The sequence below is a fragment of the Streptomyces sp. SID5643 genome, assembly GCF_009872555.1.
GTDB lineage: Bacteria > Actinomycetota > Actinomycetes > Streptomycetales > Streptomycetaceae > Streptomyces > Streptomyces iakyrus.
Window position 1 is genome coordinate 61,042 of record NZ_WWIC01000041.1, and the last position, 23,643, is coordinate 84,684.

Below are 23,643 nucleotides of genomic sequence, written 5' to 3' on the forward strand. Positions count from 1 at the left end.
CTCACAGTCCCAACCTGGTGCGGGCGTTGGTCCACGCGTCGGTGCAGTGCCGCAGCGTCTCGCCCTTGGCCTGAGCAGCGGCGAACAGCCGCGCCACGTGCGCCTCGGTGAGGCAGCCGCACCGGCCGTGCGTGGAGAGCACGGCCAGGAACGTGCGGTAGACGGTGGCGTGGACCGCGCTGCGGGCCTCGGTGATGCGCTGCTCCGCTATGGCGATGCCGCGCTCGATGTAGGCGGGCGTGCGGTGAGGGCACTCCGCCTCCCCGGCCGGTGCGGGGACAGTGAGGCCGTGAGGCGCCGGCCGGGCCGGGGAGGGCTCCTTCACGGCCAGCGCGCGGACGGTGTCGGGCAGGGCGGTCATGGTGCCGGTGCCGGGGCCGAGGTAGCGGGCGTAGGACATGGTCGACTTGATGTCGACGCCGGGCCGCACCGCGTTATGCGACGACATGACGCCCTGGTAGATCCAGTGCTCACCGCGGGTCGTCGCCACGGTCCGGGTGGGAGGCAGGGCGGTGCGGGCCCATGCGACGGCCGCCGCGTTGTCGAGGTCGACCACGGTCAGTCCTGCGGCGCCGGGATGGTAGGCGACGCAGACGGCCCGCCGCCACGCGGTCATCCAGGCCGGGGAGGTGAGCACGTCCGGATCGGTGGTGGCGGCGGCCCACGCGTGACAAGGCGCCGGGCAGACGCAGGCGCCCGCGCTTTTCATGTTCGGCCGACCGCCGCACGCGTTGTTCGCGCACTGCGGGCAGTTGCCGAACGGGGCCTTCCCCGCGCGCAGGGGCAGCACCGGCACACCGGTAGCGGCCAGCGTCAGCGCGGTCCGCAGGGGTTCGGGCAGCGCGCTCATGCCGCCGCGCCCTCGCCGGATCAGGGTCGGTTGCGTCATGCTGGATGACCTCCACAGGTCTGTTGGTGGCAGGTGGGCAAGGGCGGCCCCGGTCTTTGGCGAGAGGGGGCCGCCCTTGGCACATCTAGAAGGGCGGTTCGTCGCTGTAGTGGGTCGAGGTTCGGCGAAACCAGCGGGGCAGGGGCAGCAGGACCCAACGGCGGGTGCCGTCCCAGCAGATGCAGGGCTCCCAATCGGTGCCCGCGTACTCGCCGGTCTCGGGGTCGCCGTAGTCTCGGCTGATCCCGCCGTCGCCGTCGCACAGGGGACACTTCGGGTCGGGAGTGTCGGTGAGGACGACAGCCCGGCGGGGCCAGCGGATGAGCTGGACACGCAGTCGCATCGCCGTTCTCCTCAGCCGTGGAAGTGGTTGCGCTTGAAGACGGCTTTGCGGATGTGGACCGTGGTCCCGCCGCCCTGGTGGCTGCTTCCGCTGAACACCTGCAGAGCGATCCAGCCGCCGAAGATGACGGCGGCGAGGGTGATGAGCTGGGTGATGAGTGCGGTCAGGGCGGTGATGAACGTGGTGAGCAGCAGCAAGCCGCCGCACACCGCGAGGAACCCGACACCCCCGAGGGCGACGTTCACCGCCGTTCGGGAGACAGCCGGTTTGGCGACGACCGGTTCGGGCTTGGTGGGTTCGATGGCGTAGCCGGTGACTACCCGCCCGTCCGGGAGGACGACGCTCGTGACGGCCGGAACGGCGTGCGGCTGGACGGGGAGGAACGACACGGCCGGCGGGTGCACGGCGATGGGATGCGGCTGGTGGACTTCGACGGCCACGGGCGGCTCGGGGTGGGCCACGGGGGATCCCTCCGGAATGGCGGCGGGCCCGCGCCAGGGTGGCGGCGCGGGCCCGTGCGGGTGAGTGTCAGGGGGATGTCAGACGACGGTGTCAGGAGCGCGTGACACCGCGTCTGCCTAGGGGTTTGGGTGTCAGGCAGCCGTGACGCTGTCAGGCGTCACGCGGCCGTCAGGGCGGGGACGATGCGCCACCGGCCGGTGGTGTTCGTCGGCTCCAGACGGCCCTCCAGGGCGGCCTCCTTGAGTCGCGCGGAGACCCACGGGCGGGAGAGGTTGTTCCGGTCGCACCAGTCCATGAAGTCCTTGGGGCCGACGACCATGTGCCCGGCCCGCTCGAACTCCTCCAGCGCCTGAGCGAACAGGCGCCGGGCCTCCTCCGGCGACGGCTTGCGGCCGCTCTCCTGCCCGAAGATCGGGGCGTCGTCGCCCGGTTCATCGTCGGGGAGTTCGGCTTCGGGGTCGATGTCGGCGTCCTCGGGGTCGACCCGCGGCCCGTAGCTGGTGTCGTCCATGTCGTCCTCGTCGGGGGCGGCGTGCGCGGCTGGGGTGCCGCCGGGGGTGGGGCGGCCGGTGTAGGCGTTTCCGGCGACGCTGGAGGCGGCGCCGGCGGTGATGGGGTCGGCGGTGGCGCCGTTGCGCTGCGCCCAGTCGGCGAGGACTTCCATGAGGGAGACGGCGTTGGGGCCGAAGCCCCAGGTGCGTCCGGGTGAGGCGTAACGGGTCTCGTCGATGCCGGGGGTGACGAGGTAGCAGTAGCCGGGGCGGCGGTTGCCCCAGGCGCCAGGGTGGGCGCCGGCGTCCAGCACCGTGTCCGGCAGGGAGAACGACTCGTCGCGCGGGTCACAGCCGAGCGCGATCACGGACGGCAGCGAGGCGCGGGTGCTGGTGGACATCTGGTCGTAGGACGGCCGCTGGAGGGACACGACCAGCGAGACGCCTGCCGACCGGGCTTCCTGCGCGATGCCGGTGAACGCGTCGTCCCCGAGGTTGCGCAGCGTGCTGGCGGCCTCTTCCATCCAGGCCACCAGGTACGGCATGCCCGGGCAGCCGCACGCCCGGCCGTCCGCGCGGCAGGTGTGCGGGGGGTCGTGCTGCACCTGGGCCGCCGCGGGGACCCACTGGCGGTAGTTGTGCTGGCCCAGCCAGCGGGTCCGGGCGGGGATGACGGCCTGGATCGCTTCCACCATGACCTCGGTGGGGGTGCCGCCCTCGGCGGCCCAGTCGATGCCGGGCAGCAGGGGGCGGAAGTCCTGGAACATCTTCGGATCCGACAGCCACAGCAACACATCCCGCCGGGACAGGATCTCCGTCTGCAGGTTCAGGGCAGTCTCACCCTTGCCCGACCCGGTTCCGCCCGCGATGAGCACGTGGGTGCCGTTGCGGCCGGCGTCGGGGTCGCCGGGCAGCCACAGGAACATCGGGGAGCCGTCGTCGTAGCGGCCGATCACCAGCGGATCGGCAATCGAGCCGCCCAGGTTCGACGGACCCTCCCAGTACGCGGCCTCAGCGAGCATGTCCTCAGGCACGATGACCAGCTCGCCGCGACGGGAGGAGTCGGGGTCGGGCTGGTAGCGCACGGCGGAGGTGGGCAGGTCCAGCGCGGAGGCGATCCGGCCCAGGGCCTTGGACACGTCGTCGTTGGTCTGCTCACCGGCCTCCACCGCGAGCGGGGCGGTGACCCGGTTCGGCTCCACCTTGGCGTTGCCGATCTGCGCCCGCGCCAGGCCGACCTTCTCCAGCAGCCCCTTGTCCCCGCCCTCGGCGGTGGGAGCGTCGTTGCGGCGGAGGATCATGCGGATGTTCCACGACAGCGCCACCGCCGGGGCGCCCATCAGGTACAGGTCGGGCAGCGGGCCCGCGGTAGGCCCGGCCAGGCACGCGGCCGTGGTCCACGCCGACGCCGCGGCCACGGTGATGGCGGAGTGCAGGCGCCGCTGGGGAGTGGTGGCCTTTCCCATCCACCAGGTGGCGCCGGTGAGCCCGACGGAGGCGAGGGTCAGGCCGACCCCGGCCGCCGCGCTCTCGGCCCACTGGAGGCTGCCCAACCCGCCGGCGATCCCGATACCGGCGGCGGCCACCCACGGCGGCAGGTGCGGCATCGCGCGCTGCAGCAGGTAGCCGCCCACCCCGCCAGTGGCCTGGCCGGTAAAGAGACCGGGGCCGGTGTAGTCGGTGGTTCGGCCGTTGTCGGGGAAGTCCGTGTGCCGCACGCGGCTGTTGCTGTTCCTTGCCATGGGTTGACCTCCTTACTGCTGGGCCCAGTTCATGACGGGCTGTTGCGGCTTGCGGGCGCGGTGGCGCACGCGGTTGATCTCTTCCTCGAACTCCTGCTGGAACGTGGCGTAGCAGGCGGCGGCGTTCTTCGCGGCGCTGCGCAGGTCCTCGGCGGCGCGGTTCATCTTCCGGGCGACCTTCGCCGCGCGAATCCGGGAGCCGAATGCCCGGCCCTCGGGGTCCGGCACGGCCGCGAGCACACCCTTGAGGATCTCGGTTCCCATGGCGACCTCGATGGACAGGGTGACGGCCGCCGCTCGCAGGGTGTTGCAGTAGTTGCGCACCTGAGCCGGGGAGGTGAAGTCCGGGGCGGGAAGCAGGGCTTCGGCGTGCGGGCGGCGCCCGCTGGAGCCGCCTGCCTGCTTGGTGTTGTTCACGGTGACGTTGATCGGCGGGACGATCGAGCCGCCCAGGGCTCCGACGAACCCGCCGGCGGCGGCGCCGGCGTTGGCGAACTTGCCGGTCTTGGGGTCGTTCACGGGCCCGCGCGCACGACGCTGGCCGTTGGTGTTCTGCGCCATCAGACGATCTCTCCCTCAGGTCAGCGGGACGGGCGGATGATGAGCCAGGCGGTCTGCGTGGTGATCCAGATGAGCAGCCACAGCAGCGCGAGCGGTCCGGCGAGGGGGCCGAACCCGGCGGCCAGTGCGAGCCACACCGCGGCGAGCGTGGCGAGGGTGGCCAGGCCGATGCGCCAGGCGAGCGCGGTGCTGCGGGCATGGCGGCGGCGCTGCATGACCAGCAGCCACCCCAGCGGCACCGCCGCTACGGGGGCGATGACGAGGGAGGACCACCAGGCGATCACGTGCAGCAGCCCGGCCACCAGGAACGCGAGCACAGACAGGCCGGTCGGGGCGAGGGCCCGGCGGAACGTCCACAGGCCGCGGCCCACAAAGCCGAGGGCTTCACGGGTCAGGGAGGGGCGTTCGGGAACGACGATCACGAACGGGTCGGAGCGGCGGCCACGCTGGCGGGGGATGCGGACGGTGTGGATGCCCGCGGCCGTCTTCACGGAGCGGGTACGGGTACGGCTGGACACAGCGAAACTCCCGGTGAAGTCGAAAGGGGTTCAGGCGGCGCGCTGTTCGTCTTCGGGGTAGGCGCAGGGCACGCACATCCCGAGTGCGGCGGGGATGACGTATCCGGCGTCGTGGTGGCACTGCGGGCAGGTGCGGCGGGCGGCGTTGGCTTTGGCCAGGGCCGCCCAGCAGGCCGGGGTCATGGGCCGCACGGGTTGGGCCTGCTCGATGCGGTAGAGGTAGGCGACCAGCGGCCCCCGCCGGCGGCGGGGGCGTTCGAGCTGGGCGGCCACGTCCTGACCACCAGGCCGAAGCCCGCGGGCGCGCAGCTGCCGACGGGTGGCCAACCCGTCCGGCGCCAGGCGCCAGGGGTAGACCGGGACGGCGGCCATCAGCGACTCGCGATGGCCAGCTCAGCCCCGCCGTTGCCAGGGGTGCGGTGCTCGGCGTAGCGGGCGGAGACCCACCCCACCGACCAGCCGCACAGTTCGGCGGCGGCCCGCACCGGCAACCCGGCCTCGAACGCGGCCCGCACCATCTGGCGGGCGCGGTCCTCGGGGAGCTTGTCCGCGGCCGGTCCGGCGGCCAGCAGCGCGGCGCGTTCACGCTCGGCCCGCTCCTCGCGTTCGGCCCGTTCACGGCGCTCACGCTCGGCCCGCTCTCGCCGCTCCTTCTCGCGGCGCTCGGCCTCAGCGCGCTCACGGCGCTCACGCTCCAGCCGGAGCCGTTCACGCTCGCGTTCCGCGCGTTCACGCTCCTCGCGCTCGGCACGCTCGCGAGCTTGCGCCCGCTCCTGTTCCTCGCGCCGGGCCCGCTCTTCCTGTTCGGCCTGCAAGCGGGCCAACCGGGCCTCGTGTTCACGCTGTTCACGCGCCAGCATCGCGGCGTGCTCGCGCTCCTCACGGACCCGCTGCGCGGCAGCCTCACGCCGCTCTGCAGCCGCCTTCTCGCGCGCCTCACGCTCGGCTCGCTGCTTGTCCTCCAGCGCGCTGACGGCGGCGGCGATCGCGCGCCGGTAGGCAAGCCCGGTCTCGGCGGTGACGATCAGCAGCAGTGGTGCGACCGCGTGCACAGCCACGCCCACCAGGTCTTTGGCCAGCGCGGAATCTGCGACGTTCAGGGCCAGGGTCATGCAGCCGGTCATCCAGCGCAGCGCCACCGGCCACCATCCGCCATGCCCGCCGAGACGGGCCAGGGTGGCGTCCAGGCGGACCACGATGACCACGGCCGCGTCGACCACGAGCGGCAGGATCGGCGCCGTCCAGTCCCACTCATCCGGCGTGTGTTCCGCCGCGAGCGGGGTGACGGTGAGGACCGAGTACAGCATCGCGCCCGCCACGATCAGCCACGTACCGGCCGACAGCGCGCGCTCGGCTGAACGGATCTGAACGCCGTTCACGCGCCCACCTCCGCTCGTGAACGCACTCGGATCGCGGCGATCAGCAGCACCGGCGAGGACGGGTCGAAGGGAGTTTCGCTGTCCTCGGTCCACTGCCACTCAGCGTCCGGCACCGGCTCGAAGCCGAGCATGCTGAGCGCGTTCACGCGGTCCGTGAGCGTCGGTACCGGCCCGCCACGGCCGAAGGTGTACTCCGGCCACCGCGCGGTGGTGTTCATCAGCACCACGTACAGGTGCCATCGGCCCCGACGCGTCGACATCTGCGCCGTGAACTCGCCGGCCATTACGCCACCTCTCCCGGCACCGTGGTGCCGCGGTTGGTCAGCTCACGCCGCGCGGTCAGCACCTTGCGGCGGGCCCGCCGCAGCCGGCGCGTGTCCCACTCCGTCGCGGGCCGGTCGAGCAGGCTGATCTGCACGTCCAGCAACTCGACCTCCGCCACGATCAGCGGCGTCTCGCTGGCGATGGCGTCCAGCTCGGCAGTGGTCGGCTCGCGGTCGAAATCGTCGGCGGTAACAACCACCTGAACAGCACCGATGTGCTTCATGGGTCGTGGTTCCTCTCAGGGTGATACGGCCCAGACAGCGGCCCCGGTGTTCCTGCACCGGGGCCGCGCGCCGTTGAAGTCGGACGTTCCGGCTCCCCGCGCTCCCGCCCGTCGACCAGCCGCGTGAGGGCGGTCGACGGGCGAGAGAGGCAGCCGGCCGCAGCACTAGGCGCTGCGATGCCAGGAAGAGAGCGGACCGGGAATGTCGTACAGGCGCCGGCGGCCGGTCCAGGACGGCGGCGCCCATCGATGTCGTCGGTACACCGGGGTTCCTCTCAGTCGAGATCACTAGGGGTGAAGCACTGCAAGGGGGATCGCGTCCCCACTCTCCGGCCGTTGCTCGCGGTCACCGGGCCACCTCGCCAGTACGGGCCGAAGCCCTGTTCCACCTGGCCTTTTAGCGGGATTGCAGCGTCCCCGCCCCGTGCATGCGCGCAGCCCAAAGAAGGCCCCGCAGAGCGCTGCAGTCCTGGGACTGCGAGGCGCCTGAGAAGACCATGGCTCACAGTCCCAGGACTGTCAACAGTCCTGGGACTGTGTTTCACTGGTCGAAGTCGACGGGAGGTTCTGATGGCACCGAAGTGGCGGGAGCTCGCGGACCGGATCGCGGAGAAGATCCGGTCTGGCGAATACGCGCCTGGTGAGCAGTTGCCGCAGATCAGGGACTTGGTGGAGGCCGGTGAGGGCTCCAAGTCCACTGTTCACGCGGCCTACAAGGCGCTGGAAGCCGAGGGGCTGGTGACGTCTTCCCGCGGCCACGGCACGGTCGTACGCGACCGGCCGCCGCTCAAGCGGCTCGGAATCGAGCGGTACGACAAGGCCAAGTGGAGGGACGGCGACGAAGTCGCCTTCATCGCGGACCGGGTGGCGTCCGGCCGCGCCTACCGACGCAACGAACAGACGCAGACGGTCAGCAAGGTCCCTGCGCCACCGGTAGTGGCGGCAGCGCACGGCCTGCCAGAGGGAGCCGACGTCTACGCTCGCGCGCGACTGGTCAAGGAAGGAACACAGCCCACGCACACTCTGACCAGCTACTACCGCCCGGAACACGTTGAGGGCACGCGCATCGTGGACCCGACTCCGGGCCCGGCCGGCAGGGGCGGCGGGTTCCGCGTGCTGTACGACGCGGGCTACGAGATCGACCACATGCGAGAGACGCTGTTCGCCCGAGTCCCCACCACTGACGAAGTCCAGCTCCTGCAGCTCGCCCCGGGTGAGTGGGTCGTAGAGCTGCACCGAACGACGTTCACGGCCGACGGCACGGTGGTCGAATTTGCCCTGGGCGTGCACGCCGCCACACGCTTCTCATGGACGTACGACTTCAAGGTGCCTGACTCTGCAGCGGAAGGCGGAGGCAAAGAGTGATCTCGCAGCAGTCATGGGCGGATGCGCGACGACTCTGGGATTTCCAGCAGATGGGCCACGAGGTACGCCCGTGTTCGGTCGCCATCGGCCTGGGGAGCCATGACCTCGGGGTCGCCGACACCACGGCGGCCCTGTATCTGGACGGCATGGTTCCCCTGATCGTCTTCACGGGAGCGACCAGCCGAACCACCCGTGACCGGATGCCGCGCGGCGAAGCAGAGCACTACCGGGAGCGGGCCCTGGAACTCGGGGTGCCGGCGGATGCCATCCTTGTCGAACCGAACGCCCGGAACACCGGAGAGAACATCACGTTCTCGCGTGCGCTGCTTGCTGACCAGGATGTTGCAGTGTCGTCTGTCCTGCTCGTCTGCAAGCCGTACGAGGAGCGGCGAGCGTACGCAACGGCCCGGAAGCTTTGGCCCGATGTGGAGTGGATCTGTGCTTCCGCGCCGATGAGTTTTACGGAGTACATCGCCTCAATTGGTGACGAGCGCCTGGTCATTGACATGTTGGTCGGAGCGCAGCAGCGGCTCATGATCTACCCGGACGAAGGGTTCATGATTCGTCAGGAGATCTCGGCGGACGTTGAGACGGCGTATCGCCGTCTCGTTGCTGATGGGTTCACGAGTCGTCTCGTTCCGACGGCTGCGGCACGCGACTGAAACACCTTAGGGGCCGACCAGCGGCTAGGAACCGGCGTGCCGAGTCCTGGGTAAGCCGGAAACCCATGTCAGCGGACCATTCGCCATTGGTCCGTGGCCGGTCTTGATAACCGGATGATCCCATGCGCGTTACAAGCGGGACGAGCAGGAAAAGCCCTTCATCTGCTCGTACATTCAAGTCGGTGTTTCGTTGCATTACGTCAGATTACTTCTTGCTGTCCTTGGTGGGGTTGCTCTAGCTGCTGCTCGCGCTTGCGTTGCTCCACCCGCAGTGTTTCGACGTTCTCGGCCAGCCGTTCCAAGTTGACTGTCTCGTCCGCCTGATTGTAAGGAGCAATGGCCAAGTCGAAGGCGGTCACATGCTGCTCGATCGCGTCGGCGGTTTGCTGAAGATTGAATGCCCGCTCTCGGTACTTGAAGTAACCGGTCACGGCGGTCGTGAACGACACGAATGCGCCGAGACTGATCAGAATGGCCTTACCGGGTTGCGGCGGATCATAGATAGCCGCAGTGACCGACATCGTGACGGACGCGACGAATAGACTCCATTGAAAGAAGTTATGCACTCGTCGGTACCGCCGCGTCTCGCGCCGTAGCCGCTCTATCTCCTGCGGGATGGTCTCTCGATAGGAGTACTGCCGATCTCGCGCCGATCGAGACCCCGTAGCGGCTTCGAGTACGCGCCGCTCCTCCAATAGGTCAAGTTCAAGTTGCAGCGCTGCTATCGACTTAGGCGACTCCCCTTCAGGGTGCCCGGCATTTACACGTCGACCGATCGCGAACACTGTCAATAATAGGACAAGGACCACGCCACCAGCCAGGTTATACGGCAGCATGTTGAACCGACCCCAATTAATCGCATTGCTTACCGCGCCGCCAGCGATGAGCAGGAAGATGCCTGACATGGACCCGACGACTAGGGAACGCGCCATGCGTGCGCGACGTAACTGACTAGTGAGGGAAGCCGCCGAACGGCGGTAGGAAATGAGAAATTTCACGTACTTAGCATTGGGGCTCCCACCACTTAACTCATGGAAGGCTTGATCCAAATCATTCTGATCACTTTCGCGCCCTCTATCGTAGGCACGCTGCACCGCTTCATCAATGAGTGCCCGAACGGCATCTTCTGAGTGGGTCTTCTCCTCATCCCCGGAGGGATTCCTTTCGTCCCTCGCATATTCCACATCGGGCGCGTCCGATAGGGAGATCAGATTATCCAGGGAAGATTCGATCACAGCACCCCATGTGTGAGCAGATTCCGGGATGCTGCTATTTGGCGTGAGTCGATCGATAGAAACATCAGTCCATAGAGCCCCAGATCCATCGTCGTCACTAAGCCAAACGACGGCCCTGTTCAGGTCTTTGTAGTCGGGATAAATGAACCACGGAGTCAGCCAATCAACGTCCGTATCGAAGGCGGCGTCGACAAAAGCACGAACGTGTGCCCAGTTTAGGGGACCAGGGAAAGGAGATGTGGCATCCTCCGCCCTCAATTCGCGACCGCCATGCTTAAGATGTTCTAAAATCTCATAGACCCATGCACTGTGACGGCTACCCAGGTTGGAATCAGTGCTAGGTTCACCTGCTGAGTTCGTGCCCTCCTCGGGCTCATGTTCCTCGGCGGCCATACGGTCGTCCTCCTGTCGAGCCGGTTCTATTTCGTCGTAGTCATCGTTGAGGGAACTAATAACCCCGCGAGGAGATCGTCGGATTGTCGCAATGTCTCGCCCAAGAGACACCATGCTTGTCAAGGTCCAGGAAACTACCTCCCCCCATGTCGGGTTAGGCGAAGGAGGTAGATGGTCTGCAATCTGAACACCGGTCCACAGGCTCTCGCTGCCGTCAGCGTGGCTGCATCGGATCAGGGCGCCTTCCGGCTTGCGCCGGTACGGATGCACGAACCAAGGGTCAAGCCACTCCACGTTGGCGGCCGTGGCAGCGTCAAGGAAGTCGTCAACTATGCCCCAGTCGCGGAGGTCCTCAGGCATGGGCTTGAACGCGTCGTCATAGGCAAGTGATGGCTCACCGGTCTGTACTTCCAGGAGAATGGCAAATACCCACGGGGCGTACGGCATCAGGCCCCCGGCAAACTGATAGCGGCTGAGATAACGTCGTGCATATCCGAATCCCCCTGTGTCGACGATGGTCTGGTATTCGAGGAAATCCACCGAACCTCGACAGCTGCACTCCTACGTCCGTCAGAGACAAGACGTCCCATCGACACCACGCACGAGTGCCCTCTCGGGTCGTGGAAGGTTGCTCAATGATAGGTCGTCGATGACCAGTTGCGGCTGTTCTGAGAAGCTCGCGTGCCGGAGCCCCGACCACTCAAGGCTAAAGCGGCTTTCGCCCCGCTTCATAGGGAACTGCTTCTCCAGCGGCTACATCAATCATGCGCATCGGGTGGCCTCACGAGGAGCCAGGGCTCAACTACGCCCATGCCTCGTACCGGACGCTGCCACATTTCTTGCGCGGCGTACTTTCCCTCAATTTCTCCGTGAACATGCAGGGTGGACTCTGCAAGAAGCTGCTCGATCAAGGCGGCATCAGCCAGAACCGCATCTTTTGGTGCGATGCTAGATAGCCTTTCTGTGAGGATTACGGTTGGGCCCAGCATAATTCCTGCCGTTGTGTAAACCTGGCCGTAACAGAGGCCGATCCTGACTTCCGCCCTGAGGTCATCAAGCATCGTGGTCGTTTCGGATTCGGACAATAACAACGCTGTTTCGGCCCCGGCGGATGCTGTGGGAGTCACGAAGGTAACGTCACTGTTGCGTGTATGGAAGAACCTCGCGCCAGTGATAGTGGCTACCTGTTTGCACAGTCCCCTCACCCTCTCGATCAGGGAGACAAGTTCCGCTTCATTGAGCCTCCTCGAAATGCGGGCGAATCCAGGCATCTCGAGCATGCCGATCGCCATATTGCCCGGAGTGAAATCCGCTACTTCTTCTGGGCCTTCAAGGGCGGCTAGCCTTGTTTCCAGTGAAGCGCATTCGGCCTCAAACTTATCGGCCCGTGCTCTCGCTCGCTCGACTTCGCCCCTGAGGGCTGCCAACTCTCCATGGAGCTTCTCTTTTTGCTCCAGTAGTTCGTCGCGCTCCTCGATTACTTGCTCAAAGTGAAGTTCAGCGATGGCGTCTCGGTGCTGCACTTCACGCAGTTGTCGTTCGACGTCATCCAATAGCATTTGACGGTCCTGCAAGGCCTGAGTCAACACCTCGATCTGCATCAGGCTCTGCTGGGACTTCCGGTCCGCTTCGGCGAGTTGGAGTTGTGTCAGCCTGAGGAGGCTTGCAGGGTTCCCTTGCGCTTCTACCGCTGCGTGATGTTGATCGCGTAAGAGTTGCAGGGTTTCTTCTTTGATTGACTCACCCCGGTAGGTGGCCACGTCTCGCGCGAGATCCAGAATGAATTCCCAGGGTGGGAGTCGCGACCCATTTAAGTATCGGGATATAGCTCCCGCGTCGCGCGAACGGCGTGCAGCATATCGGCGGACTGAAATCTCTAGCCCGCTGAACAGCACGCGCAGGCTAGTTGCCAGCTTCGATGCCTCCACAGGCAGTTCACCATCGAGTGGCCTTAGGAGGGCGGGCAGGTTTTCGTCTGTCATTCGTCCCCCAAGACTCGTGTTGCCAACGGCTTGGCAACGTGTGCCACCTGGCGCAACGGTGCGCTGGCTCAAGAGTCTAGGGACACAACGCTCCGGTCTGTAGACGAAAGGTGTACCTCGTTGATCCCGATCCCTGGCGCCCGCTACCTGGCGGCAGTTCAGCGCGTAGCTATAGTGCTGATCTTGCTACCTCCCCTCCTGATCGTCACCGTGGCGTGCGTGCCCGCACTGCTGTTCCTTCCCTTCAGTCGAGCAGGGATTGATCGTGTAGCAATGCTCGTTGGGCGCCTCGTCTTCTGGACGCGTACTCTCCTTCAAGGCGTCCGCCCGCTTGCATGACATGCCGTGCGGTCAGTCACTCCGTCAACAAGTCTGGGCCGTCCCTGGGCCGTCGAAGGGCGGCCCACGGCGACCAACGACGACCAATCACGACTGCTCGGGGCCCGACTAGCGCTGGCTGGAGGTCGTCCGCGCGAGGTCGCTAAGGGGTCGCACCACTTCCTGCGCAACAAGCGGCAGGAGTGGGAGGAGTACCGCTCGGAGGTCACGGCGTTCGAGCTGCGGAAGAATCTTCCGGCGCTGTAAGGCGAGGCGACACGGCGGCCGTGCCGCTGCGGATTCGATGAGAGAGGGCTGTCGGTCGTGGACCGGCAGCCCTTTCGGATTGGCGGCGGTCTACCATCCAAGCCGCTTGATCGCCATCGATTCCTTGGACTTTCCCTGACGAGATCATAGGAGACTCAGGGGCGCATCGGCGACGCTAGAATGTCCTTGCCTCTTGTCGGTGCGCGGACGTCACGGGACGGGGGCAGGTGAATTGACGGCCCGGGAAGCGCCTCTGCAGCACGTGCCTATCATCGCGGAGCATGACACGTGGATAAGTGTCGATCCCATCATCGGCTGTCCTGCGAACTGTTCCTACTGCTATCTGGGGCCGATAGGGCTGAAGTCGCGTCCGCCGCAGCCGAGAGTTTCACCCGTACGGGCAGTGGAAATGCTCTGTGAGTACCTCGATGAAACCCGCAGCCATATGGGTGGTGACATTGATTCCACGCCAGTATGTCTGGGCAACTATACGGATATGCTACTGACCCCGGCCAATCAGGAGTATCTCCGCGCCTTTGCCGCCGAGCTGGCCGTCGCCGGCCTCTCGCGGCCGTTGGTGGTTGTGACGAAAGGGCGTATGCCGCGTACCCTCGCCCGGACCCTGGATGATCTGAACATTGCCATGGTGGTTTTCTGCTCGCAATCCTTTCACCGGACCACGCTGGAGTTGCGCACGGAAAAGGGGCCGGTCCTTGTCCCTGACATGACGTTCGATGCGGGAACGGAGTGCCGCGACATGAAGAACATCGCGATGGTGCACTTCTGGCGGCCTGTCGTGCGTAAGTCCGTGCCTTCCGCGGACTGGGCCGTCCGAGTCGTACGCCGGCTGAAGGATTCCGGCTATCGCTGTTCGGTTGCGATCGGTCTCTCCACGGGAGCCGGAATCGCCCAACAAGAACTCGTCCAGACAGGCTTGCTGGAAGGGCCCGCCGAAGCGTGCGACGAACTGTGGGACACGGAAGCCTGGCAGGACATCAACGCTGCGGCCGCTGCCGTGGGTTACCCGGTCTATCGAAGCACCTCGTGCGCCATTGCGCTTGCCACGGGCCGAGCAGAGGCCCTGGACGTATGGGACTGTCGGCGAGGTGCTGCCGAGCAGTGCTTGCCGTGCCACTGTCCAAAACCTCAGCGAGACCTCTGTCGATCTCGGATTCTCGAACCAGAGGTTGCGCAGGAGCACCTGGCTTGGATCGCCAACGAACTGCGAACCGACATGTCGGGCCTCGAGGTCTTACCCGGCCGCCGCGTCCGGACGGGCGCGAAGGTCCGGCAGTCGATGATCAGCCTGACACTGCACAAGTTTCAAATCGAACTGCTACCTGGATCCATTGCAGCCGAGCGGGCCTGGCTCGGGAGGTTCGGTAGGGAGAGCGGCGATGAATAGGTCTGGGACCCTGGTGTCGGAACTTCTGCCGACATGGCTGACGTGCGCCGCGAAGCGACTGCGGACCATTACCGGCTTTGTGACCGTGCACCCCAATGGTGGTGATCCGCGAACCCTCACGTTCTCGCGTTATGAGCATGTCGCGAGAGTCGCCTCCTTGGCTCTGCTGGTGGGGGAGAAGCGTAGGTTGCCCAGGTCGGAGGTGCTGCTTTTCTCCTGGCTGCACGACATCAATCGTTGGCCCTTCGCGCACAACGCCGAAAGGGATCACTTCGATGGAGCCGACGACATGGAGCGTTTCATCGAGGGGCGATTGCCGGAAGCGACCGTCAGTCAAGCGGCAGACATTGCACGCAAGCGTGTCTCGGAATTGAGTCCCGCCGCACGTGCAGTACTTCTGGCTGATATCGTCACGGGCTTCTTCGAGGACACCCTTTTCGCCGTCACTGGCCTGAATCTGTCACCGTCGGAACTTCCGGACGGTGCTCTCGACATGCTCCGCCTGCCGGTCGGGGATTACGCCTTTCTTGAGGAACTCCACCACCTCTACCTGCTGTTGAACCGAGAAGCGGACGTAGCCGGATACACCCGCGACTTGAACTCGCTCGTCTTCAGATCGGCGCGAAAGTTCCTGTCCGAACATGATTTCCTGAACACGGATCCACTTGAGAACGAAAGGTTTCGCAGTATCCGCTCAGTGCTGCGCCAAAGCTATCTTGAGCAGTATATTTTTCCACTGAACAACGAAAAAGTCTGCCATGGAGAGATGATCCGGCGGGTCCTCGTGGACCCGGTCGTCAGTCGACTGGGAGGGAACGCTGACGGTTGTCTGACCCAGTGGACCGAGGTCGACATGATCGCCTATGTGCTACGGGAAGGGCTGGTGGCCCAGGAAACAGTCAGAGCACTGGAACCGAGACTGGACTATATTTCCGACGTCGAGCCCGCCCGCTGCTTCGTCTAGGCGGGCCCCGCGGAATTGCCATGGAGCTCAGTTGTTGGCGCGACGCCAGGCGCTCAGATATTCTTGGTACACAAACTTCTGGGCGATGTTTCCGCGGAATGCGTACCGCTTCAAGGTCGCTCGAGCACCAATCCAGAGACCCCCTACCGTCGGTACCCCGGGCACGGCCGATGCGACGGAGGAAACCCCTTCGGCAAGCTGGGCCTCAAGAGGGGTGATGTCGACCGTGCTCAGCCCGAGCCGCTCGTTGAGCCGCTGGGTGACTTCCTCGATTCCACGTTGGAAACGAAGGGTGTCTTCCTCGGTCCTTATTCCACGAACCAGCTCACGGAGAGGGCCGGCCTTCGCCCGGTAACTCATGATGCGGTCACAGACCAGATCGATCCATTCCCGGTCGGTCCGCAGGCCGGCCTCTTCGGCATTCCATAGACGGCCTCCCACCAAGGGCAGTTCGAGGCGAAGCAGCTCGAGGTGGCGGGCACGCGAGGGTCCGGCGTTCTCGCTCAACCGGTCATGTATGCCCCTGATGAGCTTGATGACGTCCACGGCCGTCTCCTCATCCATGCCATCGGACAGGATCTGGCTGGTGACGGCGAAATCCCTGCGGAGCCCGTGGGGTTGATAAGCGTGACCAGTGACCGTGGCTCGGGCTTGGTAGCGGAGGGACCTCGCCAGTGCCGCGATGAAGTTCGAGGGCTCTACCGCACTCGGCATCAGGGGTCGGAACAGTTCGCCGATGGCCAGGGAGGCCGCCCGGGCCCATTCGCCGAGCCGATCGGGTTCGATTCCGTCAGTGGTCGGCACGCGGACCAAATGGTGAGGAATCTGCGTCTGATGGAAATCGTTCCATTGCAGGATTCTCCGCCGGAGACCGGGACGGCCTGCTGCCTCGGCCTCGTGATCACAATCCTCCATTGACCGCAGAAACGAGAGCATGGCGTCCACCCCGCGTGTCTGCAAAGTGGTGAGCACATCCGATTCGGCGGCGGCAAGGTGCTGCATCGAGTCGGCGGAAACCTGCACCGGTGTGACCAGCCTGAGTTCCAGCAAACGTCGTAAGAGGTAGGGCTCGTCGCCGAATTGTTGGGAGGTCGGGTTGAGGTGCACCGGATGGATCACCCGCACCGCCGGCTGGAATATCAGGGACTGCACCAACTCGACGTAGGACTGACGTGCGAACGGATCTGGACTCCGCTCGCCCCGATTCTGCGCAGTGATGAACTCCTGTGCGCTGATGAATGTCGAATTGTCCAACGCGAGCGCGGGCATCCCCATGTCGCGCATCTTACCGAGGAACAAAATGACACGCCAGAAGGTCGCAGCCGGAGCGCTGCATTCTGCATCTAACAGGTGTGAGCCGTGGTGGGATCGGGGTGGTCGGGCAATAATGACGGAACTGGTGGTGCCTGTGGTCAGGGAAATGTTGACCTGCGTCCCCCACCCGCCCTGTCCCTCACACCGACGCGTTCTCCGACGCCGTCGTCCACGCGAACCCGTCCGGGTCCGTGAACGGCCCGGCGTCGCCGGTGATGGTCAGGCGGTGGGAGCCCGTGCCGTCGGGGGAGACGCCGGCGACCTTGGCGAGGCCGCTGCGCTTGTACAGGGCCAGCTTCACGGGGCCCCCGGTGGCGAACTCGACGTACTTGCCGCCGAAGCTCTTCCCCACGGCCAGACCGTGCTCGACGTAGAACCGCTTGCTGGCCTTCACGTCCTCGACGCCGAGGAGAAGGACGAACTCGTCGATCTGCCGGGTCGCCGGGCCGGTGTTCTTCTTCGACGACGAGGCGAGCTGCCAGATGGTCCCGTCGGGGGCCTGGACGACGCCCCCGTAGCCCCACAGCGACCTGGCGGCGGGCTTCAGGGGCGTCGCCCCGGCCCGCACGGCCGCCTCGAAGAACGCGTCCACATCGGCCGGCTGGGCGACCACGAGTGACAGCGTGAACCCGCGGAAGCCGGAGGTCGGTGCCTCCGACGCCCGCAGGCGCAGCCGGTCGCCCGGACCGAAGGCGGTGGCGTAGAAGCGTTCGGCGGCGGCGGGGTCGGCCACCTCGAGGGTGACGGATGCGATGGACGTCATGACAACGACGCTAATCGCGCTCCGGGAGCCGTGCTTCTCGATTCCTGACCGGTTCCCCGGGGCCTCAGGCCTGCTGCCGCTTCAGGTCCGCCAGCAACTGGTGCAGTGGCTCGGTGGCCCGGCGCCGGTACTCCTGGACCGCCCACCCGTTGCCGTCCGGGTCCTGGAAGTGCATGAATGTGGCGCCGTCGTCCGGGGAGTACTGGACCGGTTCCGAGACGTCGAGGCCGCGGGCGACCAGCTCCGCGTGGGCCGCCTTGATGTCGGCGACGCACAGCTGAAGACCCTGGTAGGAGCCCGGGGCGGGGGTGGGGCCGGGCGTCATCTCCCAGATCGACTCGCCCAGGGCGATCGAGCACCCGGAACCCGGAGGGGTCAGCTGGACGATCCGCATCCCGGGCATGACCTCCTGGTCGATGTCCACGTGGAAACCGACCTTGTCCCGGTAGAAGTCCCGGGCGCGGTCGATGTCGGACACGGGCAGTGGAATGACTTCCAGGGTGATGTCCATGGGCATGACTCCTTCGTCCGGCCTTACGGGAACCGATCACCGGGTCCGGCTGAAGCCGGCTGAACGGCTCTCTCACCGAAGCCGAAAATGCCGGGCGGCGCCACCGAGTGGACGGCCACCGGACGCGTGCCGGGGAGGAAATGGCCCTCGCGTCCCCCGGAGCACCGCCAACCGCCGTACCGTGCCTCCCCCCGCGTGGCCAGTCCACCTGGCCACGCGCGCACCCGTCCGCCTGCCGAACTCCCCGGCGCTTCCCCCGGCCCGTGCGGTTAGGCTCAAAGCCGTACGACCTTGATCCGATGCATGTCCGAGGAACAGTGCGAGGGAGGCCCGGATGACGGCGGCGCCGGGGCGCAGGAGCAGTACCTTCACGCGGCTGCTGCGGCACGGTTTCACCGACGCGTCCGCCGCCGAGCGGCTCCTGGACAGCCCGGAGCTCGCGCCCCTGCGCGACGACCCCGTGCTGCTGGAGGCGCTGGGCGCCACCGCCGACCCCGATCTCGCGCTGCTCGGCCTCGTCCGGCTGCTGGAGGCCCAGCAGAACCCGGGCGCCCGCCGGGAACTGCTCGACACCCTGATCGCGGCCAAGCCCCTGCGCGACCGCCTCCTCGGTGTCCTCGGTGCCTCCACCGCCCTCGCCGACCACCTCACCCGGCACCCGGACGACTGGCAGGCGCTCGTCATGTACGAGGCGTACGACCTGCACCCCGGGGTGGAGGAGTTCGAGGCGGGACTCGCCGAGGCCACCGACCCGGTCTCCCTGCGGGTCGCCTACCGGCGCTGTCTGCTGTCCATCGCCGCCCGGGACGTCTGCGGCACCACCGGCGTCGCCGAGTCCGCCGCCGAGCTGGCCGACCTCGCCACCGCCACCCTGCGCGCCGCGCTCGCCATCGCCGGGGCGGCCGCGCCCGAGGACGCCGAGCAGTGCCGCCTCGCGGTCATCGCGATGGGCAAGTGCGGCGGCCACGAGCTGAACTACGTCTCCGACGTGGACGTCATCTTCGTCGGGGAGGCGACCGAGGGCACCGACGAGACCAAGGCCGTACGCGCCGCGACCCGGCTCGCCTCGCACATGATGCGGATCTGCTCGGAGACGACCGTCGAGGGCTCCATCTGGCCCGTCGACGCCAACCTCCGCCCCGAGGGCAGGAACGGCCCCCTCGTGCGGACCCTCTCCAGCCATCTCGCCTACTACCAGCGCTGGGCCAAGACCTGGGAGTTCCAGGCGCTGCTGAAGGCCCGCCCGGTGGCCGGCGACCTCGACCTCGGTGAGGAGTACGTCGCCGCCGTCCAGCCCCTGGTGTGGAAGGCCGCCGAGCGCGAGAACTTCGTCCCCGACGTGCAGAAGATGCGCCGCAGGGTCGTGGAGAACATCCCCGTCGCCGAGGTCGACCGCCAGCTGAAGCTCGGCCCGGGCGGCCTCAGGGACGTCGAGTTCGCCGTGCAGCTGCTCCAGCTGGTGCACGGCCGGGCCGACACCTCCCTGCGCAGCGGTACGACCCTGGACGCGCTGGAGGCCCTCGCCGCCGGCGGCTACGTCGGCCGGTCCGACGCGGCGCAGCTCGACGACGCCTACCGCTTCCTGCGCTCCATGGAGCACCGCATCCAGCTGTTCCGGCTGCGGCGCACCCACCTCGTCCCCGAGGACGAGGCCGAGCTGCGCCGCATCGGCCGCTCCCTCGGCCTGCGCACGGACCCGGTCGCCGACCTGCACCGGGAGTGGCGGCGGCACGCGGGCGTCGTACGCCGGCTGCACGAGAAGCTCTTCTACCGGCCGCTGCTCGACGCGGTCGCCCAGCTCGCCACCGGCGAGGCCCGGCTCAGCACCGAGGCGGCCCGCGAACGCATGGTCGCCCTCGGCTACGCCGACCCGGCAGCAGCCCTGCGCCACCTGGAGGCGCTGGCCTCCGGCGTCACCCGCAAGGCCGCCATCCAGCGCACCCTGCTGCCCGTGCTGCTCGGCTGGTTCGCCGACTCGGCCGACCCGGACGCGGGGCTGCTCAACTTCCGCAAGGTGTCCGACGCGCTCGGCAAGACCCCCTGGTACCTGCGGCTGCTGCGGGACGAGGGCGCCGCCGCGCAGAACCTCGCCCGGGTGCTGTCCGCCGGCCGCCTCGCGCCCGACCTGCTGATGCGCGCCCCGGAGGCGGTCGCGCTGCTCGGAGACGGGGACGGCGGCGGTCTGGAACCCCGGCCGCGCGCTCACCTGGAGCAGGAGATACTCGCCGCCGTGAAACGCGCCGACGGCGCCGCGCAGGCGGTCACGGCGGCTCGCGGGGTGCGCCGCCGGGAGCTGTTCCGCACGGCCGCCGCCGACATCGTCGGCTCCTACGGCACCGAGGAGCAGCCCGCCGAGGCCGATCAGGGCGCCCTGGTGGACCGGGTCGGCGGCGCGGTGTCGGATCTGACCGCCGCGACCCTGGCGGGCACGCTCCGCGCGGTCGTGCGGGACAACTGGGGGGACGACCTGCCCACCCGGTTCGCGATCATCGGCATGGGCCGGTTCGGCGGCCACGAACTGGGCTACGGCTCCGACGCGGACGTGCTGTTCGTGCACGAGCCGCGCGACGGCGTCGACGAGCGGACGGCGGCCCAGGCGGCCAACAAGGTGGTCTCCGAGATGCGCCGCCTGCTCCAGATCCCGAGCGCCGACCCGCCCCTGCTCATCGACGCCGACCTGCGCCCGGAGGGCAAGTCCGGGCCGCTGGTGCGCACCCTCACGTCGTACGCGGCGTACTACCGCCGCTGGTCCCTGACGTGGGAGTCGCACGCGCTGCTGCGGGCCGAGCCCGTCGCGGGCGACGCGGACCTGGGGCACCGGTTCATCGAGCTGATCGACCCGCTGCGCTACCCGGCGGACGGGCTCACCGACGAGGCCGTGCGCGACATCCGCCGGCTGAAGGCCCGCATGGAGTCCGAGCGGCTGCCGCGCGGCGCCGATCCCAAGCTGCACGCCAAGCTCGGTCCGGGCGGCCTGTCCGACGTGGAGTGGACCGTGCAGCTGATGCAGCTGCGGCACGGATCGGCGGTGCCGGGACTGCGCACCACCCGCACCCGCGAGGCCCTGGCCGCGGCCCGCGCCGCCGGGCTGATCACCGACGAGGACGCGGCGACCCTCGACGAGGCCTGGGTCCTCGCGACCCGGGTCCGCAACGCGGTGATGCTGGTCCGCGGCCGGGCCGGCGACACCTTCCCCTCCGACCCCCGGGAACTGGCGGCCGTAGGAAGGTACTTGGGCTACGGCCCCGGCCACGTCGGCGACATGCTCGACGGCTACCGGCGGACCGCGCGCCGGGCGCGGGGCGTGATGGAGGAACTGTTCTACGGAGCCGCCGAGCGCTGAGGCCCGCCGGTCCGCGCCCCGGGCCCGCCGTCCCCCCGTTCCCGGGCGGCGTCCCGCCCGCGGGCCGGGACCGTCCGGGGCAGTGCGTACGGCTGCCTTCCGTACCAGAGCCGGGCCACGGTGAACCCGAAGGCCAGGCACAGCACGCCGCCGACCGCATCCAGCCAGAAGTGGTTGGCCGTGGCGACGATGACCACCAGCGTCAGCGCGGGGTACACCAGGCCCAGCACCCGCACCCAGGGGACATGCGCCAGGGCGAAGATCGTCAGGCCGCACCACACGGACCAGCCGATGTGCATCGACGGCATCGCGGCGTACTGGTTGGACATGTGTTTCAGGTCGCCGGACGCCATCGAACCCCAGGTCTGGTGGACCATGACCGTGTCGATGAAGCCGCCGCCCGTCATCAGCCGCGGGGGCGCGAGGGGATACAGGTAGTAACCGACCAGGGCGACGGCCGTGGTCGCGAACAACACCAGCCGGGTCGCCGCGTAACGGCCGGGATGGCGACGGTAGAGCCACACCAGGACACCCAGCGTGACGATGAAGTGCAGCGTCGCGTAGTAGTAGTTCATCCCGACGATGAGCCAATGCACCGAGTTCACGGCGTGGTTGACCGACTCCTCGACGGCGATGCCCACGTGGTGCTCGGCCCGCCAGATCCAGTCGGCGTTGCGCAGCGCCTCGGCCTTCTGCTCCGGCACGGCGTTGCGGACGAGCGCATACGTCCAGTAACTCACCGCGATCAGCAGGATCTCGAACCAGAACCGGGGCCGGTGCGGGGTGCGCAGTCTGCGCAGCGGACCAGGCCCCGGATCGGCCGCAACAGGGTCCGGGAGGGCCGCTTCCAGGCCCTCCGGCTTCGTCACGGTCGTTTCACCCATAGGCGCAAAGTCTGCCAGAAAAGGACTTACCCACCGATCATCCCGCGGCCTCGTACGAGCCGCATGTTCTACGGCTGAATCAGGCGGAAGGCCTCAGGAGCGACCGCGTTCCCCCGGGGCCGAGGCGGTCGAACCGCGCACCACCAGCTCCGGCATGAACACGAACTCGCTGTGCGGCGCGGGCGTCCCGCCGATCTCCTCCAGCAGCGTGCGCACGGCGGCCTGGCCCATGGCCGGGACCGGCTTGCGGATGGTCGTCAGGGGCGGGTCGGTGAACGCGATCAGCGGGGAGTCGTCGAAACCGACCACGGAGAAATCCTTGGGCACGTCCAGACCGAGCTGCCGGGCCGCCCGGATGGCGCCCAGCGCCATCATGTCGCTGGCGCACACCACGGCCGTGCAGTTCCGCTCGATCAGGGCGGTCGCGGCGGCCTGTCCGCCCTCCAGCGTGTACAGGGAGTGCTGCACGAGCTGCGATTCGACGGTCTCGGCGGCCAGGCCCAGCTGCTCCTGCACCGCCCGCACGAACCCCTCGATCTTGCGCTGCACCGGCACGAACCGCTTGGGCCCCAGCGCCAGTCCGATCCGGGTGTGCCCGAGGGACGCCAGGTGCGTCACGGCCAGGCTCATCGCCGCCCGGTCGTCGGGGGAGATGAACGGCGCCTGCACCTTCGGCGAGAAACCGTCGACCAGGACATAGGGCACGCCCTGCGCGCGCAGCCGGTCGTAGCGCTGCATGTCGGCGGTGGTGTCCGCGTGCAGCCCGGAGACGTAGATGATGCCGGCGACCCCGCGGTCCACCAGCATCTCGGTCAGTTCGTCCTCGGTCGAGCCGCCCGGGGTCTGGGTGGCCAGCACGGGCGTGTATCCCTGCCGCGTCAGCGCCTGGCCGATGACCTGGGCCAGGGCCGGGAAGATCGGGTTCTCCAGCTCCGGCGTGATCAGGCCGACCAGGCCCTCGCTGCGCTGCCGCAGCCGCACCGGGCGTTCGTAGCCCAGCACGTCGAGGGCGGCCAGCACGGACTGGCGGGTCGTGGCGGCGACGCCCGGCTTCCCGTTGAGGACGCGGCTGACGGTCGCTTCGCTCACCCCCGCCTGCAAAGCGATGTCCGCAAGCCGTGTGGTCACAGCACTGGACTGTAGCGGCCGGACTTCCGCTTGCACACCGACGGGACGCCGGGCGCGGGCCGGCGCCCGGCCCGCTGCGGGTTGCTTGGTCATCGCGGTCCCCTGAGGTCGTGTCGGCGTCCGCTCCGCAACGGATGATTCCCCCGGCGGAAACGGATGGCAAGTGCTTGCAGAGTC

Annotated in this window: 22 protein-coding genes and 1 pseudogene; 6 read left to right on the forward strand and 17 right to left on the reverse strand. The window is 67.6% G+C overall.

The features are described from left to right. Position 1 precedes the first annotated feature (1 nt). The 10 genes from GTY56_RS04365 to GTY56_RS04410 form a co-directional block, all read right to left on the reverse strand. On the reverse strand, positions 2-889 hold the full coding sequence (locus GTY56_RS04365; RefSeq protein ID WP_161362640.1) for a bifunctional DNA primase/polymerase: 888 nt from the start codon (positions 887-889) through the stop codon (positions 2-4). Positions 890-974: 85 nt separating this feature from the next. After that, on the reverse strand, positions 975-1,232 hold the full coding sequence (locus GTY56_RS04370; protein WP_161362642.1) for a hypothetical protein: 258 nt from the start codon (positions 1,230-1,232) through the stop codon (positions 975-977). Between the two features lie 11 nt (positions 1,233-1,243). Then, a complete protein-coding gene (locus GTY56_RS04375) occupies positions 1,244-1,693 on the reverse strand; it encodes a hypothetical protein (RefSeq protein WP_161362644.1) in 450 nt (149 codons plus the stop codon). Positions 1,694-1,851: 158 nt separating this feature from the next. Then, complete coding sequence (traB, locus tag GTY56_RS04380) at positions 1,852-3,927, reverse strand: plasmid transfer protein TraB (protein WP_161362647.1); 2,076 nt, start codon at positions 3,925-3,927, stop codon at positions 1,852-1,854. 12 nt (positions 3,928-3,939) lie between these two features. Then, complete coding sequence (gene traA / locus GTY56_RS04385) at positions 3,940-4,488, reverse strand: plasmid transfer protein TraA (protein ID WP_161362649.1); 549 nt, start codon at positions 4,486-4,488, stop codon at positions 3,940-3,942. Between the two features lie 20 nt (positions 4,489-4,508). Continuing rightward, positions 4,509-5,006 (reverse strand): hypothetical protein, encoded by a 498-nt coding sequence (locus GTY56_RS04390; protein WP_161362652.1) that lies wholly within the window; start codon positions 5,004-5,006, stop codon positions 4,509-4,511. 30 nt (positions 5,007-5,036) lie between these two features. Further along, positions 5,037-5,378: an RRQRL motif-containing zinc-binding protein gene (locus tag GTY56_RS04395; RefSeq protein ID WP_161362653.1), complete on the reverse strand. Its 342-nt coding sequence runs from the start codon at positions 5,376-5,378 to the stop codon at positions 5,037-5,039. Further along, complete coding sequence (locus tag GTY56_RS04400) at positions 5,378-6,385, reverse strand: DUF2637 domain-containing protein (protein WP_161362655.1); 1,008 nt, start codon at positions 6,383-6,385, stop codon at positions 5,378-5,380. Before GTY56_RS04400 ends, GTY56_RS04395 begins: the two co-directional genes overlap by 1 nt. Continuing rightward, positions 6,382-6,669 (reverse strand): DUF6303 family protein, encoded by a 288-nt coding sequence (locus GTY56_RS04405; RefSeq protein WP_161362657.1) that lies wholly within the window; start codon positions 6,667-6,669, stop codon positions 6,382-6,384. The genes GTY56_RS04400 and GTY56_RS04405 overlap by 4 nt, the downstream gene beginning before the upstream one ends. Next, the gene (locus tag GTY56_RS04410; RefSeq protein WP_161362659.1) at positions 6,669-6,932 is read right to left on the reverse strand and encodes a DUF6284 family protein; all 264 of its coding nucleotides are present in this window, start codon (positions 6,930-6,932) and stop codon (positions 6,669-6,671) included. The genes GTY56_RS04405 and GTY56_RS04410 overlap by 1 nt, the downstream gene beginning before the upstream one ends. A 570-nt stretch (positions 6,933-7,502) precedes the next feature. Here GTY56_RS04410 and GTY56_RS04415 point away from each other — a divergent pair. After that, complete coding sequence (locus GTY56_RS04415) at positions 7,503-8,297, forward strand: GntR family transcriptional regulator (protein WP_161362661.1); 795 nt, start codon at positions 7,503-7,505, stop codon at positions 8,295-8,297. Then, the gene (locus tag GTY56_RS04420; RefSeq protein WP_161362663.1) at positions 8,294-8,959 is read left to right on the forward strand and encodes an ElyC/SanA/YdcF family protein; all 666 of its coding nucleotides are present in this window, start codon (positions 8,294-8,296) and stop codon (positions 8,957-8,959) included. Before GTY56_RS04415 ends, GTY56_RS04420 begins: the two co-directional genes overlap by 4 nt. A gap of 200 nt (positions 8,960-9,159) precedes the next feature. Here GTY56_RS04420 and GTY56_RS41275 read toward each other — a convergent pair whose 3' ends face one another. Beyond that, the gene (locus tag GTY56_RS41275; protein WP_161362665.1) at positions 9,160-11,127 is read right to left on the reverse strand and encodes a DUF4231 domain-containing protein; all 1,968 of its coding nucleotides are present in this window, start codon (positions 11,125-11,127) and stop codon (positions 9,160-9,162) included. A gap of 218 nt (positions 11,128-11,345) precedes the next feature. Next, positions 11,346-12,347 (reverse strand): nucleotidyl cyclase domain-containing protein, encoded by a 1,002-nt coding sequence (locus GTY56_RS04430; RefSeq protein WP_161362666.1) that lies wholly within the window; start codon positions 12,345-12,347, stop codon positions 11,346-11,348. A gap of 720 nt (positions 12,348-13,067) precedes the next feature. On the opposite strand from GTY56_RS04430, the pseudogene GTY56_RS41495 reads away from it, so the two are divergent. The 3 genes and pseudogenes from GTY56_RS41495 to GTY56_RS04440 form a co-directional block, all read left to right on the forward strand. Then, positions 13,068-13,154, forward strand: a pseudogene (locus GTY56_RS41495) (glutamine synthetase); the annotation flags it as partial. 409 nt (positions 13,155-13,563) lie between these two features. After that, entirely contained in the window at positions 13,564-14,559 is a 996-nt protein-coding gene (locus tag GTY56_RS04435; RefSeq protein WP_161362668.1) for a hypothetical protein, read from the forward strand. A gap of 13 nt (positions 14,560-14,572) precedes the next feature. Further along, positions 14,573-15,523, forward strand: a complete 951-nt coding sequence (locus GTY56_RS04440; RefSeq protein ID WP_161362670.1) for an HD domain-containing protein — start codon at positions 14,573-14,575, stop codon at positions 15,521-15,523. Between the two features lie 27 nt (positions 15,524-15,550). Here the strand turns inward: GTY56_RS04440 and GTY56_RS04445 are convergent, their stop codons facing one another. The 3 genes from GTY56_RS04445 to GTY56_RS04455 all read right to left on the reverse strand — a co-directional run bounded on the left by GTY56_RS04445 (position 15,551) and on the right by GTY56_RS04455 (position 18,111). After that, a complete protein-coding gene (locus GTY56_RS04445) occupies positions 15,551-16,798 on the reverse strand; it encodes a hypothetical protein (RefSeq protein WP_161362671.1) in 1,248 nt (415 codons plus the stop codon). Between the two features lie 178 nt (positions 16,799-16,976). Further along, positions 16,977-17,600, reverse strand: coding sequence for a VOC family protein (locus GTY56_RS04450; protein ID WP_161362674.1), 624 nt, complete (start codon positions 17,598-17,600; stop codon positions 16,977-16,979). Between the two features lie 64 nt (positions 17,601-17,664). Further along, on the reverse strand, positions 17,665-18,111 hold the full coding sequence (locus GTY56_RS04455) for a VOC family protein (RefSeq protein ID WP_161362676.1): 447 nt from the start codon (positions 18,109-18,111) through the stop codon (positions 17,665-17,667). A 334-nt stretch (positions 18,112-18,445) separates the two neighbouring features. On the opposite strand from GTY56_RS04455, the gene GTY56_RS04460 reads away from it, so the two are divergent. After that, positions 18,446-21,454: a bifunctional [glutamine synthetase] adenylyltransferase/[glutamine synthetase]-adenylyl-L-tyrosine phosphorylase gene (locus GTY56_RS04460; protein WP_161362678.1), complete on the forward strand. Its 3,009-nt coding sequence runs from the start codon at positions 18,446-18,448 to the stop codon at positions 21,452-21,454. Here GTY56_RS04460 and GTY56_RS04465 read toward each other — a convergent pair. After that, on the reverse strand, positions 21,433-22,338 hold the full coding sequence (locus GTY56_RS04465; protein WP_161362680.1) for a phosphatase PAP2 family protein: 906 nt from the start codon (positions 22,336-22,338) through the stop codon (positions 21,433-21,435). The genes GTY56_RS04460 and GTY56_RS04465 overlap by 22 nt on opposite strands. A 93-nt stretch (positions 22,339-22,431) precedes the next feature. Then, positions 22,432-23,466, reverse strand: coding sequence for a substrate-binding domain-containing protein (locus GTY56_RS04470; RefSeq protein WP_161362682.1), 1,035 nt, complete (start codon positions 23,464-23,466; stop codon positions 22,432-22,434). Positions 23,467-23,643 lie beyond the last annotated feature (177 nt).